The sequence below is a fragment of the Caballeronia sp. KNU42 genome (assembly GCF_053760385.1).
The window spans coordinates 32,501-46,061 of record NZ_CM132390.1; the positions used below are offsets into that span (position 1 = coordinate 32,501).

Below are 13,561 nucleotides of genomic sequence, written 5' to 3' on the forward strand. Positions count from 1 at the left end.
CTCACATATAATTCGATATCCGAAGCATTTTCTAAGAAAAACCGGTGCTACACGGTTCGTGCCAGCCGGAAAGCATCGAAGATTGCGGCATGGATGTTGCGCGACGATTCCGCGTCGCCGATCCGGTAGAGTTCGTAGCCGGCAGGCTCGGCAGTCGTCCACGGTTGAGCCTTCCCAAGCAGGAGGCAATCCAGATCGGGTTTCCCGTCATTCACGGACTCGCTGCGCAGCTCATGGAACAGCTCGTCGACGGGCATCATGCCTCGTTCGACTACAACATGGTCCGCATCCAGACAAACCACCTCCGAAGTCAGCTCATGCGTGAACCACGCGCGGCGTTTGTTTCCTGGCAAGCGCTCGACGCGCTGGAGCCGCAAATCGTGCCGCAGGGAAATCTTTAACTCGTTCAAGCGCCGCTGCCAACCAATGTCGTCTCCCCGTCCCTCCAGTTCCTCGCCGAAGCTTCGATCCAGCGTGATCAGTTCAACGTCGATGCCAGCTTGTGCGTATCGCTCGGTACAAGTCGCGGCCACATGCCGACCGGTACCGTCGTACACGAGCGCGCTTCCCGACGTGGGGATGTGCATGGTCAAGGCATCGAAAGCCGAAGTACAGTGTTCGTTTCCCGGCAGATCATCAAGATCGGGCATCCCACCGGTCGCGACGATCACAACGTCGGGATGTTCAGCCAGCACCGCGCAAGCGTCGGCATAAGCGCCGGTCCTGACCTCTACACCAAGACGACTTAGCTCGTTCGCACGCCAGTCGACAATCCCGATCAAGTCGCGGCGCCAACTGCCCATGTGCGCAAGCAGCACCTGACCGCCCAGCTTGGGCGACGCTTCGAACAACACCACGTCATGCCCTCGCAGCGCAGCGACGCGCGCGGCTTCCAGCCCCGCCACTCCTCCGCCTATCACCACTACCTTGCGGCCGGGCCGATGAGCCGGATCAACCTCGTGTGCGATCCAGGTCTCACGACCCGTCGACGGGTTGTGAATACAGGCGGATTGATGAGACCGGCAAAAGGATGCGCCGACGCAGGGCCGAATGCGATCCTCTTCGCCTTCGATCAGCTTTCTCACGATATGCGGATCGGCGATATGCGCCCGCGTCATTCCAACCAGATCGAGCATGTTCTCCGATATGGCGTAACGCGCGCTGGCAAGGTCGGCGATCTTCGCCGCGTGGAACACCGGCAACGACACTTCGCGCTTGAACGAGGCGACCGCGGATAGCCATGGCGCCGACCTGGCGTACATCGTCGGCATGTTGTCATCGGCAAGTGCCGCCGCCGTGTCCATGCGCCCGTAGACCACGTTGAAGAAGTCGATCAGGCCCGACGCTTCCAGTATTTTGGCGGCCGTCAGCGCGTCGGCGGAAGTCAGGCCCCCTTCCAGCGCCTCATTGATGACGTAGCGAATGCCCACGATAAAGTCGCTGCCAACCTGCCGGCGGATTTCTTCATGAACCTCGAGCGCGAAGCGGCATCGATTCTCGATGGAACCGCCATACTCATCGGTCCTCCGGTTAGTCATCGGACTGAGGAACTGCCCGATCAAGTGCCCGCCAGCCAGCGTTTCAATGCCGTCGAGCCCCCCTTCCCTGCAACGCCGCGCCGCATGGCCGAAGTCGCGGATGGTCCTGGCAATATCACTGCGGTCCATCTCGCGTGGAATGCTCCGATGCAGCGTCTCGCGCACTCGCGACGGCGCGATCGTCGACAACCAGTCGGACGTGTAGGGACTTCCCCGCCGGCCCATGTGGGTGAGCTGGCACATCAACGCTGCGCCATGCCGATGCATCCGCTCGGAGAACGCCTGGAAGCACGGGATGATCCGGTCATCAGTCAGGTCGATCTGCGCGAACACATTGGAACTGTCGCGGCTCACGACCGACGAGCCGCCGAACATGCTTAGCCCAATACCGCCAATGGCCTTTTCTTCGTGATAACGCTGGTAGCGTTCGAGCGGCAAGCCGCCCTCCGTCAAACCGCTTGCGTGGCTCGTGCTCATGATGCGATTTTTTAGCACCAGGTGTCGGATCCGCAGGGGTTGCAGCAGCGGGTCGTGGCTCCGTGGAGGACGGTTCATTGGACTTGCCTTTGGGTTGGGGAATGGATGGATCGCCAGGCACACCACTTTTCAAACACCCGCTGCGCGAACCCGGACAGAATGTTATGGTTATCGACACCTGCCACTACCTGCGTTTGAATAGCTAGAACATAGGTAGTGCATTAAATTCCGTCAAATGACATTTGCTCTTTCGAACACAACACAATGTTATGGATACCTTGCGCAACTTCGGCTCTTCAATGAATTCGTTGGTGGTGTTTGAGGTAGTTGCGAGGGAGAAGAGCATTACCCGCGCGGCGAATGAACTGAACGTGACGCAGGTCGCTGTCAGCCGAATGATCGTGAGACTGGAGAAAGCGCTGGGCACCCAGTTGTTCGTCCGCTCTCGCTCCGGGCTGGTGCTGACGGACGACGGACTATTGCTCGAACGCGGCGTGACTGAGGGCTTCGGGCATATCAAGCGCTCCGTGACCGATATCAAGCAGCGGCAGCAGCGCACGCAAATAGTCACCTTGTCACTCTCCAGCGCTTTCATTGCGTACTGGCTGATGCCCAGATACCAACGCTTTCAAAGCGCGTTTCCCGAGATCAGCTTGCGTTTTCATGTCATCAGCGGCGTGCTGCAGGGAAGCGCGGATGAAGCCGATCTCGCGTTGCGCCCGGCGGACCAGCGGCGTAAATCCCAGCAAAGCTGGACCTTCACACCGGAAGTTATCGTGCCGGTCTGCAGCCCTTCTTATCTCGAGAGCCACGGACCGCTCGACGACGCACGTGATCTGTCGAAGCACACCCTTATCGAGTTGGTGCCGACAACGATCAATTGGGAGAACTTCCACGAACGGGTAGGCATGGCCGGCGCGGTGTCCGGCGACCCGCTCATCTTCTCCGACTATGCACTGGTGCTCCAGACCGCAATGATTGGCCGTGGCATAGCGCTGGGATGGGTGTCCGGCGTGTCCTATGCGTTGCGAACCGGCCAGTTGGTTCCGGCTTCCCGGCACGTTGTCGCGACGGGGCGCCGCTATGAGCTCATCAGCGGTCAACGGCCCGCACGAGCGCACGTGGAACGAGTCAAGGACTGGCTGGTCACCGAGATGGAGGCTGATCTTCAGGAAGTCGCGCGGCTGTATCCGCTTTTGGGGAAGACGGAACCGCCGCGAGCGCTTGATCAACCGGTCGCGACCTAGGCCGAGAGATCGCTGAGCTAGTCCGCCGCAACGCTTGTTGCGGCGGAACTGAAAGCGGGAAACGTAAGCTCAGGCAACCTGAAACGCAGCAACACTCTCCACCAGCCCATGCGCTTGCTCGCGCATCGAGACTGCAGCCGCTGCCGCCTGCTCCACAAGCGCCGCGTTTCGTTGCGTGACTTCGTCCATTTGCGTTACTGCCTTATTAACTTGTTCGATCCCGTCGCTTTGCTCCTCTGAGGCCGACGCAATCTCCTTCATGATCGCGGTGACTCGTTGCACTGAAACCAGTATCTCCTTCATGCACTGGCCGGCGTTATCGACGAGCGCGGCGCCGTTCTGAACGCGATCATTCGAATGATCGATCAGTCTCTTGATGTCTTTCGAGGCGGTCGAGGAACGCTGTGCCAGATTCCGGACCTCAGAGGCGACAACAGCAAATCCCCTGCCGTGTTCACCGGCCCGCGCGGCCTCGACAGCCGCATTGAGTGCAAGGATATTGGTTTGGAAAGCGATCCCTTCGATCATCCCAAGGATCTCTCCAATCTGTTTTGTACTATCGGTGATCTCGTCCATGGTCGCGACGACTTCGGAGACGACCTCGTTGCCGCGATTGGCGATGGAAAAGGCATCGCCGGCGAGCACCGAAGCTTGCCGCGCATTGTCGGCATTCTGCCTGACCGCCGACGTAAGCTGCTCCATGCTTGCAGCGGTTTCTTCCAACGACGCGGCCTGCTCCTCGGTTCGTCTTGACAGGTCCGCGTTGCCTGACGATATCTCATCCGTGGACGTTCCAATGGAATGCGCTGCACCGATGATCGCGACTACCGCATTACGCAATTGCGCCTGCATCTCCTGAAGCTTGAACAGAAGGCTGCCTCGATCGCCGGCTTGCAGGTCTATGTGTTGAGCGAGGTTACCACCCGCTGTCGCTGCCACGACCTGTGCCGCATACTCCGGCGAACCACCTAGCGAACGATTCAGCCTGCGGTTCACCAGGTACACGACACCAGACAGCATGGCAGCGATGACGGCGACGAGCACGAGCAACTGACGCAGCGATGCGTTGAATGCCTCGTCAATGTCGTCCAGGTAGGCGCCCGTCACGAACGACCAGTCCCAAGGTTTAAAGGTAGCGATGTGGCTGCGCTTTCGTACGGGTTCTGTTGAACCCAGCCGCGGCGTAGCATAGTCGACAAACCCATCGCCGGAACCCTTCGCGATCTCAGCCATTGCGCGGTACACGTACTTGCCGTTGGAATCCTGATAGTCGCCGAAGTACTTGCCCTCGGTTTGTGGCTTGGAAGGGTTCATGACTGAATGACAGTCTGAATCGACGATGGATACGTATCCGTCAGCGCCATAACGGATCGCTCGTAATTGTGCGAGCGCCTGCTTCTTCGCTTCAGGCGTCGATAACGTTCCGTCCGCGGCCAGCGCCGCGTAACGCCGCGTAATGCTCATTGCGATGTCTCCGGCATCCTTCAATGAATGCTGTCTTTCTTCCAGACGGACCTCGCGAGTCTGGTAAGCCCCAAAGCCCGCTACAGAGATCAGGCAAACCAGGGAGAGTGCCAAAGGGATCCACAACTGTTGTTGAAATGTAAGGCGTTTCATGAGGTCTTTAATTGGATGTGTACCAAGCGGTGTACGGCACGAAACCCGAATACTTGATAGGTCTCATCGAGTTCATTGGTGTTTTGCAGATCTCAGCGCTGCTGCAGGGCGCGACTCACTCCTTTCGTGTCCGGCGCTCGCCAACAATCAGTTGTTCAAGCAGCCTATTTAAGTTGCAAACGAGTGTACACATTGCATTTTTCCCAGAAAAGACTAGTTCCACACATGTGATTTTTGATGGGGTATTCCCTTAAATGAGGCATTTAATCAGGGTTTTCACCAAACCAAAGCACTCATGCACCAACAAAAATATACTTAGATATCTTGCCAAATTATAATGTGAACACTAGACTTTTAGATATCGAAAGCAACTTGTCGCCGCGCTTCGGAGGAGTCGACCCGATGACAAATATCTTGCATGCCGGGCAGGTTGCGCGGCCGTTGCTGCAACCCACGCTTGCTGCGCGAACCGGATCTCGAATGGTTGACGCCGGACGCGCATCTATTTCGTAGTCCGACGTTTTTGTAATGTTCGACTTCAGAGGCGCTTCTTCCGATGCCCTCGTCGAAAGAACCAACTTTTTTCACACACTTGGAGACTGACATGTACGACGTATTTCAAACGGATCGCCTGATTGACATGTGGCTGACCGAGGACATTGGGTACTGTGACCTCACCGCACAGGTCATGATCGAAGCGAACGAAACCGGGGCATTCTTCATGAACGCACGCGAGGACCTGATCGTGGCGGGTATCGACGTCGCAGCCCGGGTATTCAAGCGCTACGATCCAACGCTTGAAGTGGCCGTACGCGTGAAGGATGGTGACCACGTAAAGAAGGGCGCCGTGCTTCTTGACGTACGGGGGAATGCGCGAAGCGTACTGACCGCCGAGCGAACGGCGCTTAACATCTTGCAGCGCATGTCGGGCATCGCCAACCTCACCGCGGAATATGTCAAGGCAGTCGCGGGAACGCGCGCACGATTGATTGACACACGCAAGACGACACCCGGTTTGCGCATGCTGGAGAAGCACGCGGTGACCTGCGGCGGCGGCTTGAACCATCGCCTCGGACTGGATAACGGCGTGATGATTAAAGACAATCACATTGCGGTTTGCGGCGGAATCATGAAGGCTGTGCAGCGTGCTCGTCGCCAATTGCCGGTGTTGACGAAACTCGAAGTGGAATGCGATCGGATCGAGCAGGTCGAAGAGGCACTGGAAGCCGGCGTTGACGTCATCATGCTCGACAACATGTCCGTCGAGGAAATGACGAAGGCCGTGGAGCTGGTCAATGGCCGCACGAAGCTTGAAGCGTCTGGCGGCATCAACCTCGCAACGATCGGGGCAATCTCCAGGACGGGCGTCGACTATATCTCCACGAGCAAGATAAACCAGGCTTCCGTGTGCGTTGACATTGGTCTGGACGAGGCGGAGTAAAACCCTCATGTCCGATGGAATCTTCTTTTTCGTGGTCGGCCCGAGCGGCGCCGGCAAAGACTCTCTCATTGACGGCGCGCGTGACGTTCTCAGCGATTTCGTCTTTGCGCGCCGGGTGGTCACCCGGCCTCACGGCTCGCCGGGCGAAGATCACGAAGCGCTTAATGAAACTGAGTTCACGCAGCTCGACCGTCAGGGAGAATTCCTTATTACCTGGTCGGCACACGGACTAAGGTACGGTTTGCGTCGTGATCTCCTCGGCGCCCTTTCGCAGGGACGTCACGTCATTGCGAACGGGTCGCGCGCAATGATCGACGAGCTTTCAACCCGCGTGCCGCGGCTGGTTGTAGTCGAAGTGAGCGCGCCCGCCTCCGTACTGGCGGGCAGGATTCTTGCACGGGGCAGGGAAACGCCTGAGGAGGTTGAAAAACGTGTGACGCGTCAGGTCGAAGCGACCTCTGCTGACGTTGAGGTCCTGAAGGTCCTGAACGACTCAACGCTTGAACAAGGGATAGAACGTTTCGTCGCAGCGCTTGGCCGCGCCACGCAACCGGCTCCTCCCAGCATGCACGCCTTGAAAGCAAAGATCGCCGGTGAAGTACTGAACGAGGCTCAATATGGCGCTGTGCTCGACGATATCCTTGCACTGCGTTATTCGGACCGGGATATCAACGCGTTCCTTTTGCATGCATCGCAAAACCTGTCCGATACCGAAGTGCTCGCATTGGCCAAGGTGCGTTGCAAGTTGACGCCACGCATTGCTTGGGACGAGCCAATACTCGTTGACAAGCATTCAATGGGTGGCGTCCCTGGCAGCCGGATCACGTTGATCGTCGTACCTATTGTGGCGGCGTTCGGGCTTGCAATGCCAAAGACGTCATCGAGAGCGATCACCTCAGCCGCGGGCACGGCCGATGCAATGGAGACGGTTGCGCGTGTCGATCTCACCAGCGCAGAAGTACGTGATTGCGTGAGTCAGGCGCGCGCTTGTATTGCGTGGAACGGACGGTTGAATCACTCGTTGATTGACGATCGGATCAATGCATTCACCAGACCACTGGGCCTCGACTCAAACCGCTGGTCTGTTGCATCCATTCTGTCGAAGAAGTGGTCCGCAGGATCCACCCATGTCATTATCGATCTTCCTTACGGCCCGCACGCCAAGCTAAAGGATGAACTCGAAGCGCGCACTTTAGGTAAGCTTTTTGAGTCTGTCGGAGCGGGCCTGGGCTTGCACGTAAAGGCAATGGTGACCGATGGCAGCAGCCCGATCGGGCGAGGCATCGGACCTGCGCTCGAGGTGAGGGACGTGAAGCAAGTTTTGGATAATGATCCGGATGCGCCCGCCGACCTGCGGGAAAAAGCACTCCGTTTCGCGGCGGAGATTCTTGCCTGGGCGCCGGCCGTCGGCACGGTTTCCAAGGGCCGCCAGATCGCGGAATCGCTGCTTTCCTCCGGCCGGGCCCGAAGTGCGTTCGAAAGCATTGTGGATACTCAGGGCCGGCGAGTACCACCGGTTTCTCCGGCCAAGTTTGTACATACGGTTGTGGCGCAACAGGGAGGTGTCATCACCGGCATCAATGGCTGGGCCATCGCGGGAATCGCGCGACAAGCCGGTGCTCCGGCGGACCTGGGCGCCGGTGTGGATCTGCTCGCCACGGTGGGTCAGTACGTCGAGCCCGGGGACGGACTATTTCGTATCCATGGCGCTGACGAAGGGCTTGTCTCGGCGGCGGCTTTGCTGGCGCAAACAACGCGCACGCATGATGTCTGCGTTGAACGCGTGAATAGCGCACCCCACCCCTGCGCTTAGCGCATGACGAGGACGAAAGGAACGTGATTGGCAGGACCGCATCGGTAGCAGGGAATCCATGAAAGCGCGTCGTTAAATATCTTTGGAGCAGTGAGAATGCCAAAAAGAATCGGCAATTTGCGGTGGGGAATAGTGTCGTTGCTGATCGCTCCCATCACCTTCGTCATGACGCTGGACCGCGCTGCGATGACGATCGCTGCACCGACGATCCAGAAAGAGCTGGGTCTGTCATTAGTCGATATGTCAGTGATCCTGACCATCTATTTCTGGACGTACGCATTGGGACAGGTCCCTGCCGGAAGACTGGCAGAGCGTCATGGGTCCAGGAAGGTCTTGTTTGGAACGAGCGCCCTGTGGTCCTTGATGATGATTGTGACGCCGTTCGGCGTGGGCTTTAACTGGCTGGTGGGCTGCCGCGCCCTGCTCGGAGGTGCACAATCTGCTGACTGGTCGAGCGGCGTGCTTGCGGTGAAACGCTGGTTCCCCAAGAGTGAACGCGCGAAGGGAAACTCCTTCCTCCTGGGTGGGCTTTATCTCGGACCCATCATTTCCGCGCCCCTTACCGCCTGGATGATTTTGCAGTTCGGCTGGCACTCCGTCTTCTATGTGTTCGGCGCAATCGGCCTCGTGTTGGGCGTTGCCTGGTGGTTCGGTTATCGCGATGTGCCCGCGCGGCATCCCCTGATTACCACCGATGAAGCGACGTATATCGCTGCGGGGCAGTCGGAACCCGAGGCCGTCGCTAAAGGGGTATTCCTGAGGTGTCTCCGGCATCCACGGTTCTGGGTTTTTGGCATCCAGTACTTTCTGCTAGTCCTGATCCAGAGTTTTTACACGACCTGGCTGCCCACCTATCTCATGCGCGCACGTGGACTCTCTCTCAAGTCCATGGGCTTTGCGGCATCGCTCCCATGGATCGCCGTGTTCGTGGCGGTGTTTGCAGCGGGGATCGTATGCGACAAGATATTGAAGCGCACTCAATCGGTTTGGGCCGCCCGCGCGCCAGTCGCCATGGTGGGATTTCTTGTTAGCGCCCTCGCCCTCTGTATGGCTTCATGGGCCGTCAATATTGCGGCCGTCGTAGGTTTCCTGTGCCTGTCTTTCGCCGCGGTAGGTTTTGTGCAAGTCGTCGTCTGGTCCGCAGCCCAGGACCTGGCGCGAGACTTTACCGGCGTGATGTCCGGCTGGACCAACCTGTGGGGAGCTGCATCGAATGTCGCGGGACCCGTTACCGTCGCTTTCATGGTGAAGCTCACCGGTAACTGGGGAAGCGCCCTGGTAGTCATCGCACTGGCGGCAGCGGTAGGCACGGTGCTCTGGCTGTTTGTGCATCCTGAGAAGCCGCTGTTTGACACGCCGCATGCTCCCGTTTCCGCCCCGCCTAAAGAGCACGCCCAGCAAGTGGCAAGCAACAGCGACTCGATCAGCGATCTGACTTCGGAAGAAGCGCGCCCTTGATGTCTGTTACCCCGGGGGTGCAGGTCGGCGGCTTCCCCGGGCATTTGTTTGACTTGAAGTTTTTTCGCTGTATCAACGCGAACTCCGACCGGCCCCTCCTCCAGCAAGATATTTCGCTCAAGTTTCCCCGATGGTTGTCGATATTGTATGAGGAATACAGTACTTAAGACATTGTCGCGGCCACCCTCATCCCCAACATTCAAGCATCGGCACACCGGCAGGATAAGGCGTGAACGCGACGGGAATCTGGCATCAGGCATCAACGATGCCGCCGGTAGACACAGCAATCCTGTGACTACACGTTGTGTGGGGACTTACACCATGTTTCGCCGCGTCACCACGAAGGTACTTTTCCTCCTGTGTGTCATGTACTGCATTACGTACATAGACCGCGTGAACGTCAGCACCGCGGCCGCGCAGTTCGGTAAGGAATTCGACCTCTCGCACACTCAGATAGGCTTTGTTTTTTCAGCCTTTGCGTATCCGTATCTCGTCATCCAGATCTTCGGCGGCTGGCTTGCGGATCGCTTTGGTCCGCGCCGGACGCTGACCATCTGTGCGTTCGTCTGGGCCGGTGCGACCGTGCTGACGGGCCTGGCCGGTGGTCTCGTGTCGCTGGTATTCGCCCGGCTGCTGCTGGGTCTCGGTGAAGGCGCGACCTTCCCGGCGGCCACCCGTGCAATGTCAAACTGGACGACGCTCGAGCGCCGCGGCTTCGCGCAAGGCATCACCCATGCCGCCTCGCGCATTGGCAACGCGGCCGCGCCGCCGCTGGTGACGTGGCTCATGCTGACCACAAACTGGCGTGGCGCATTTGTCATTACCGGCATGGTGAGCGTGCTGTGGGCGCTCATCTGGGTCTGGTATTTCCGCGACAACCCGCGCGAGCATCGCTCGATGAGTTCTGCTGAAGCCGACCGGCTGCCTGCCTACAACCTGGCGAAGATAAGCGGCCGCGTGCCCTGGCGCGCGCTGCTTCGACGCATGCTGCCGGTGACTGCGGTGTACTTCTGCTACGGCTGGGTCTTGTGGCTCTTCCTCGGCTGGGTACCGCAGTATTTCCAGCATCAGCACATGCAACTCGGTAAGTCAGCGCTGTTCGCATCAGGCGTATTCCTGACCGGCGTGCTGGGCGACTGGCTGGGTGGCGAGCTGACCGATTTCATCATGCGACGAACGGGCAACCTGCGCCTCGCGCGCAACGTCATGGTCTCGGCATGCATGTTCCTCGCGCTGCTGTCGCTTGCGCCGATCATGCTGGTCCACTCGCTGTCGATTCCTCTTGCTGCGCTCGCGCTCTCGGTGGGCTTCTTCTTCAACGAGATGACGATCGGGCCGATGTGGGCCGTCCCCATGGACATTGCCCCGCAATACGCGGGCACCGCGAGCGGCATCATGAACATGGGTTCGGCGGGTGCGGCGATTGTCAGCCCGGTGGTCGGCGGCTGGATCATCGACCACACCGGCAACTGGAATCTCCCGTTCATTGTCTCGATGGCGCTGATGTTAAGCGGCACGCTGCTCGCTTTCGTGATGCGGCCGGACCGGCAGTTAGTGGGGGAAGCGAATAGCGATGAACCCTCTGCCGGGTACGCCTGACGGGGTACATCCAGGTCAACCGGCTTCGAACAACACAACGGATCTGTGCGTGGCGCAACGATAAGCTTGCCAATCGGCGCAGCAAAAAAAGGAAGAAAAAATGCTGAGAAACCTGTCGATTCGCGCCTGCCTGAGCGCGATGATTGCCTTCTTCGGCGTGGTGCTGCTGCTTGGCGCCGCGGCCGGCCTGCTGTCGCTGCGCGCAAGCAATGCGTCGCTACAGCAGATGTACACGGTCGATACACCCGCCGTGGCCGACCTGGAGGGGAGCGCCGGACAGTTACTGCGTCTGCGCCTGGCGCTTGCGACCTACGCGTCGCTCGTCGATCTCAACGATCAGGACGGCGCCGCCGCGGTGCTCAAACGCTTCGACCAATATCTGAAGGTATCGAATGATCGCCTCGGGCACTATTTGAGCAATGCGGGGACGGACGACGACGAGCAGCGTCTCATCAAGGACATGCAGGACAAGCGTGACATGTTCCTGCATAACGGGATCGAACCGGCCATGGCCGCGCTGAAGGCCGGCGACAAAACCGCGTTCCAGCAGTTGCAGGCACACCAGCTCCCATCGCTCTATAACGGCTACGAAAAGGCCATGCTCACGCTGGAGCAACTGCAAATCGATCACGGCGCACAACGCTATCAGGACGCACACGACCGCTTCTATGCCATCAGTACGGCCGTCGCGGTGGGCATGGTGCTGGCGCTGCTGTTCTCGTGGCTCGGACGCGTCGTGCTGGTGCGTGCGATCGTTCACCCGGTCGATGCCACCATCGCGCAATTCGAGCGCATCGCGAGTGGTGACCTCACCGGTCGCATCGACGTGACGAGCGATAACGAAATGGGCAAGCTCGCGACCGCGCTGCGCAAGATGCAGGACTCGCTGATTGCGACGGTGAACACGGTGCGCGCGGGAACGGAATCGATCGACACGGGCGTGCGTGAGATTGCATCCGGAAACACCGATCTTTCGCAACGCACTGAGGAACAGGCTGCGTCGCTGGAAGAGACCGCTGCGAGCATCGAGGAGCTGAACTCCACCGTCAAGCAGACCGCCGAGAACGCCAGGCAGGCGAGTTCGCTGGCACAAGGCGCGTCAAGCCTCGCCGCCGAAGGCGGAGAGTTGACCCAGCAGGTGGTCGGCACGATCCATCAGATTGTCGACGACTCGCACCGCATGGCGGATATCGTCGGCGTCATCGAAGGCATTGCATTCCAGACCAATATCCTCGCGCTCAACGCGGCGGTCGAAGCGGCACGCGCCGGCGAGCAAGGGCGTGGCTTCGCCGTGGTGGCGAGCGAAGTGCGTTCGCTCGCGCAGCGCAGTGCCGCTGCCGCCAAGGAGATCAAGGGCATGATCGGAGAATCGACGGCGCGGGTCCAGTCGGGTGCGCAACTGGTCGAACGCTCCGGTTCGACCATGACGGAGATCGTCAAGGCGATCGCCCGCGTCAGCGCGATCATGAGCGAGATCGCTGCGGCGGCGATCGAACAAAGCTCGGGCATCGATCAGGTGAACATAGCAGTCGCTCAGATGGATGAGGTCACGCAACAGAACGCCGCGCTCGTCGAACAGGCAGCCGCTGCGGCGGGCTCGCTGGAAGATCAGGCGCGTCGGCTCACGACGGCGGTGGCCGTGTTCCGCACGCATACGTCCCGGGCGCCAAACGCGACGGGCGCTCACGGGCGTGCCGTTGAACTGGAGCGTGTCGTGCATAGCCTGGCGCATTCCTGAAACTTGAATCTGATGAGCGCGCGAGCCTGGCCAGCTCATGCCGATGTCACACGCCCGAAGAATAGCGCCGGCATCCACCCTCTTTGTGCGTCTGTGAAGAGGGCCGCTCAGGAACACAAGCGCTTGCTTATGCATCGGGTCGTTATTTGATGCCCAGCTTGTTATCCAGAGAAAAGGTGCCGGCACCACGCGCGATCAGGTAAAGCATCAGCCCCGCCCACGATAAATGCGTGGGCCAAGCATCCGGGTAAACAAACACTTCGATCACCGTCGTCATGCCGAGCAACGCGAGCGCCGAAAGACGCGTGCAAAGGCCCAGTACGAGCAGGATCGGAAAGAAGTGTTCCGAGTAGGCCGAGATATGAGCCGCGATCTCGGGCGGAATCACGGGAATCTTGTACTCGTCGCGAAATAGCGTGTAGGTACCCGGGGTGATCGTCAGGATGCCAGAAACCTTCGTGCGGCCCGACATGAAGAAAATCGCCGCGATGGAAAACCGTGCGACCAGCGCGAGAAACGAATGGCCGATGATTCGCGAGGCCAGATCGGTAATGGCATTCCAGCGTTGGCGCAAGCGGCCGATCAGCGACTCGGCCTCCAAGGGGGATGTGTCCAGCCGTTCCATTTCCATTT

General features: G+C 59.3%; 9 protein-coding genes. 6 read left to right on the forward strand and 3 right to left on the reverse strand.

Going from position 1 to position 13,561, the window contains the following annotated elements; translation table 11 throughout:
* Window positions 1-47: 47 nt before the first annotated feature.
* Window positions 48-2,015, reverse strand: coding sequence for an oxidoreductase (locus ACSOSP_RS31600; protein WP_455314601.1), 1,968 nt, complete (start codon window positions 2,013-2,015; stop codon window positions 48-50).
* Between the two features lie 299 nt (window positions 2,016-2,314).
* On the opposite strand from ACSOSP_RS31600, the gene ACSOSP_RS31605 reads away from it, so the two are divergent.
* On the forward strand, window positions 2,315-3,262 hold the full coding sequence (locus ACSOSP_RS31605; RefSeq protein WP_455314602.1) for a LysR family transcriptional regulator: 948 nt from the start codon (window positions 2,315-2,317) through the stop codon (window positions 3,260-3,262).
* A 69-nt stretch (window positions 3,263-3,331) separates the two neighbouring features.
* Here ACSOSP_RS31605 and ACSOSP_RS31610 read toward each other — a convergent pair whose 3' ends face one another.
* On the reverse strand, window positions 3,332-4,879 hold the full coding sequence (locus ACSOSP_RS31610; RefSeq protein ID WP_455314603.1) for a methyl-accepting chemotaxis protein: 1,548 nt from the start codon (window positions 4,877-4,879) through the stop codon (window positions 3,332-3,334).
* A 604-nt stretch (window positions 4,880-5,483) separates the two neighbouring features.
* Between ACSOSP_RS31610 and nadC the strand changes: the two genes are divergently transcribed.
* From nadC to ACSOSP_RS31635, 5 genes are all read left to right on the forward strand, one after another.
* Entirely contained in the window at window positions 5,484-6,320 is an 837-nt protein-coding gene (gene nadC, locus ACSOSP_RS31615; RefSeq protein ID WP_455314604.1) for a carboxylating nicotinate-nucleotide diphosphorylase, read from the forward strand.
* Between the two features lie 7 nt (window positions 6,321-6,327).
* Entirely contained in the window at window positions 6,328-8,133 is a 1,806-nt protein-coding gene (gene phnN, locus ACSOSP_RS31620) for a phosphonate metabolism protein/1,5-bisphosphokinase (PRPP-forming) PhnN (protein WP_455314605.1), read from the forward strand.
* A 96-nt stretch (window positions 8,134-8,229) separates the two neighbouring features.
* Window positions 8,230-9,591 carry an MFS transporter gene (locus tag ACSOSP_RS31625; RefSeq protein ID WP_455314606.1) on the forward strand — a complete coding sequence of 454 codons (1,362 nt, stop codon included), beginning with the start codon at window positions 8,230-8,232 and terminating at the stop codon, window positions 9,589-9,591.
* 321 nt (window positions 9,592-9,912) lie between these two features.
* Window positions 9,913-11,190, forward strand: coding sequence for an MFS transporter (locus ACSOSP_RS31630; RefSeq protein ID WP_455314607.1), 1,278 nt, complete (start codon window positions 9,913-9,915; stop codon window positions 11,188-11,190).
* Window positions 11,191-11,290: 100 nt separating this feature from the next.
* Complete coding sequence (locus ACSOSP_RS31635) at window positions 11,291-12,928, forward strand: methyl-accepting chemotaxis protein (RefSeq protein ID WP_455314608.1); 1,638 nt, start codon at window positions 11,291-11,293, stop codon at window positions 12,926-12,928.
* Between the two features lie 142 nt (window positions 12,929-13,070).
* Here ACSOSP_RS31635 and ACSOSP_RS31640 read toward each other — a convergent pair whose 3' ends face one another.
* Window positions 13,071-13,559, reverse strand: a complete 489-nt coding sequence (locus ACSOSP_RS31640) for a DoxX family protein (protein ID WP_455314609.1) — start codon at window positions 13,557-13,559, stop codon at window positions 13,071-13,073.
* Between the last annotated feature and the right edge of the window lie 2 nt (window positions 13,560-13,561).

What these genes read in the sequence shown, in the direction of transcription:
- phnN (WP_455314605.1), top strand. Translation starts at nt 6,328, where the DNA reads ATGTCCGATGGAATCTTCTTTTTCGTGGTCGGCCCGAGCGGCGCCGGC.
- ACSOSP_RS31610 (WP_455314603.1), bottom strand. Translation starts at nt 4,879, where the DNA reads ATGAAACGCCTTACATTTCAACAACAGTTGTGGATCCCTTTGGCACTC.
- ACSOSP_RS31605 (WP_455314602.1), top strand. Translation starts at nt 2,315, where the DNA reads ATGAATTCGTTGGTGGTGTTTGAGGTAGTTGCGAGGGAGAAGAGCATT.
- nadC (WP_455314604.1), top strand. Translation starts at nt 5,484, where the DNA reads ATGTACGACGTATTTCAAACGGATCGCCTGATTGACATGTGGCTGACC.
- ACSOSP_RS31600 (WP_455314601.1), bottom strand. Translation starts at nt 2,015, where the DNA reads ATGAGCACGAGCCACGCAAGCGGTTTGACGGAGGGCGGCTTGCCGCTC.
- ACSOSP_RS31635 (WP_455314608.1), top strand. Translation starts at nt 11,291, where the DNA reads ATGCTGAGAAACCTGTCGATTCGCGCCTGCCTGAGCGCGATGATTGCC.
- ACSOSP_RS31630 (WP_455314607.1), top strand. Translation starts at nt 9,913, where the DNA reads ATGTTTCGCCGCGTCACCACGAAGGTACTTTTCCTCCTGTGTGTCATG.
- ACSOSP_RS31625 (WP_455314606.1), top strand. Translation starts at nt 8,230, where the DNA reads ATGCCAAAAAGAATCGGCAATTTGCGGTGGGGAATAGTGTCGTTGCTG.
- ACSOSP_RS31640 (WP_455314609.1), bottom strand. Translation starts at nt 13,559, where the DNA reads ATGGAAATGGAACGGCTGGACACATCCCCCTTGGAGGCCGAGTCGCTG.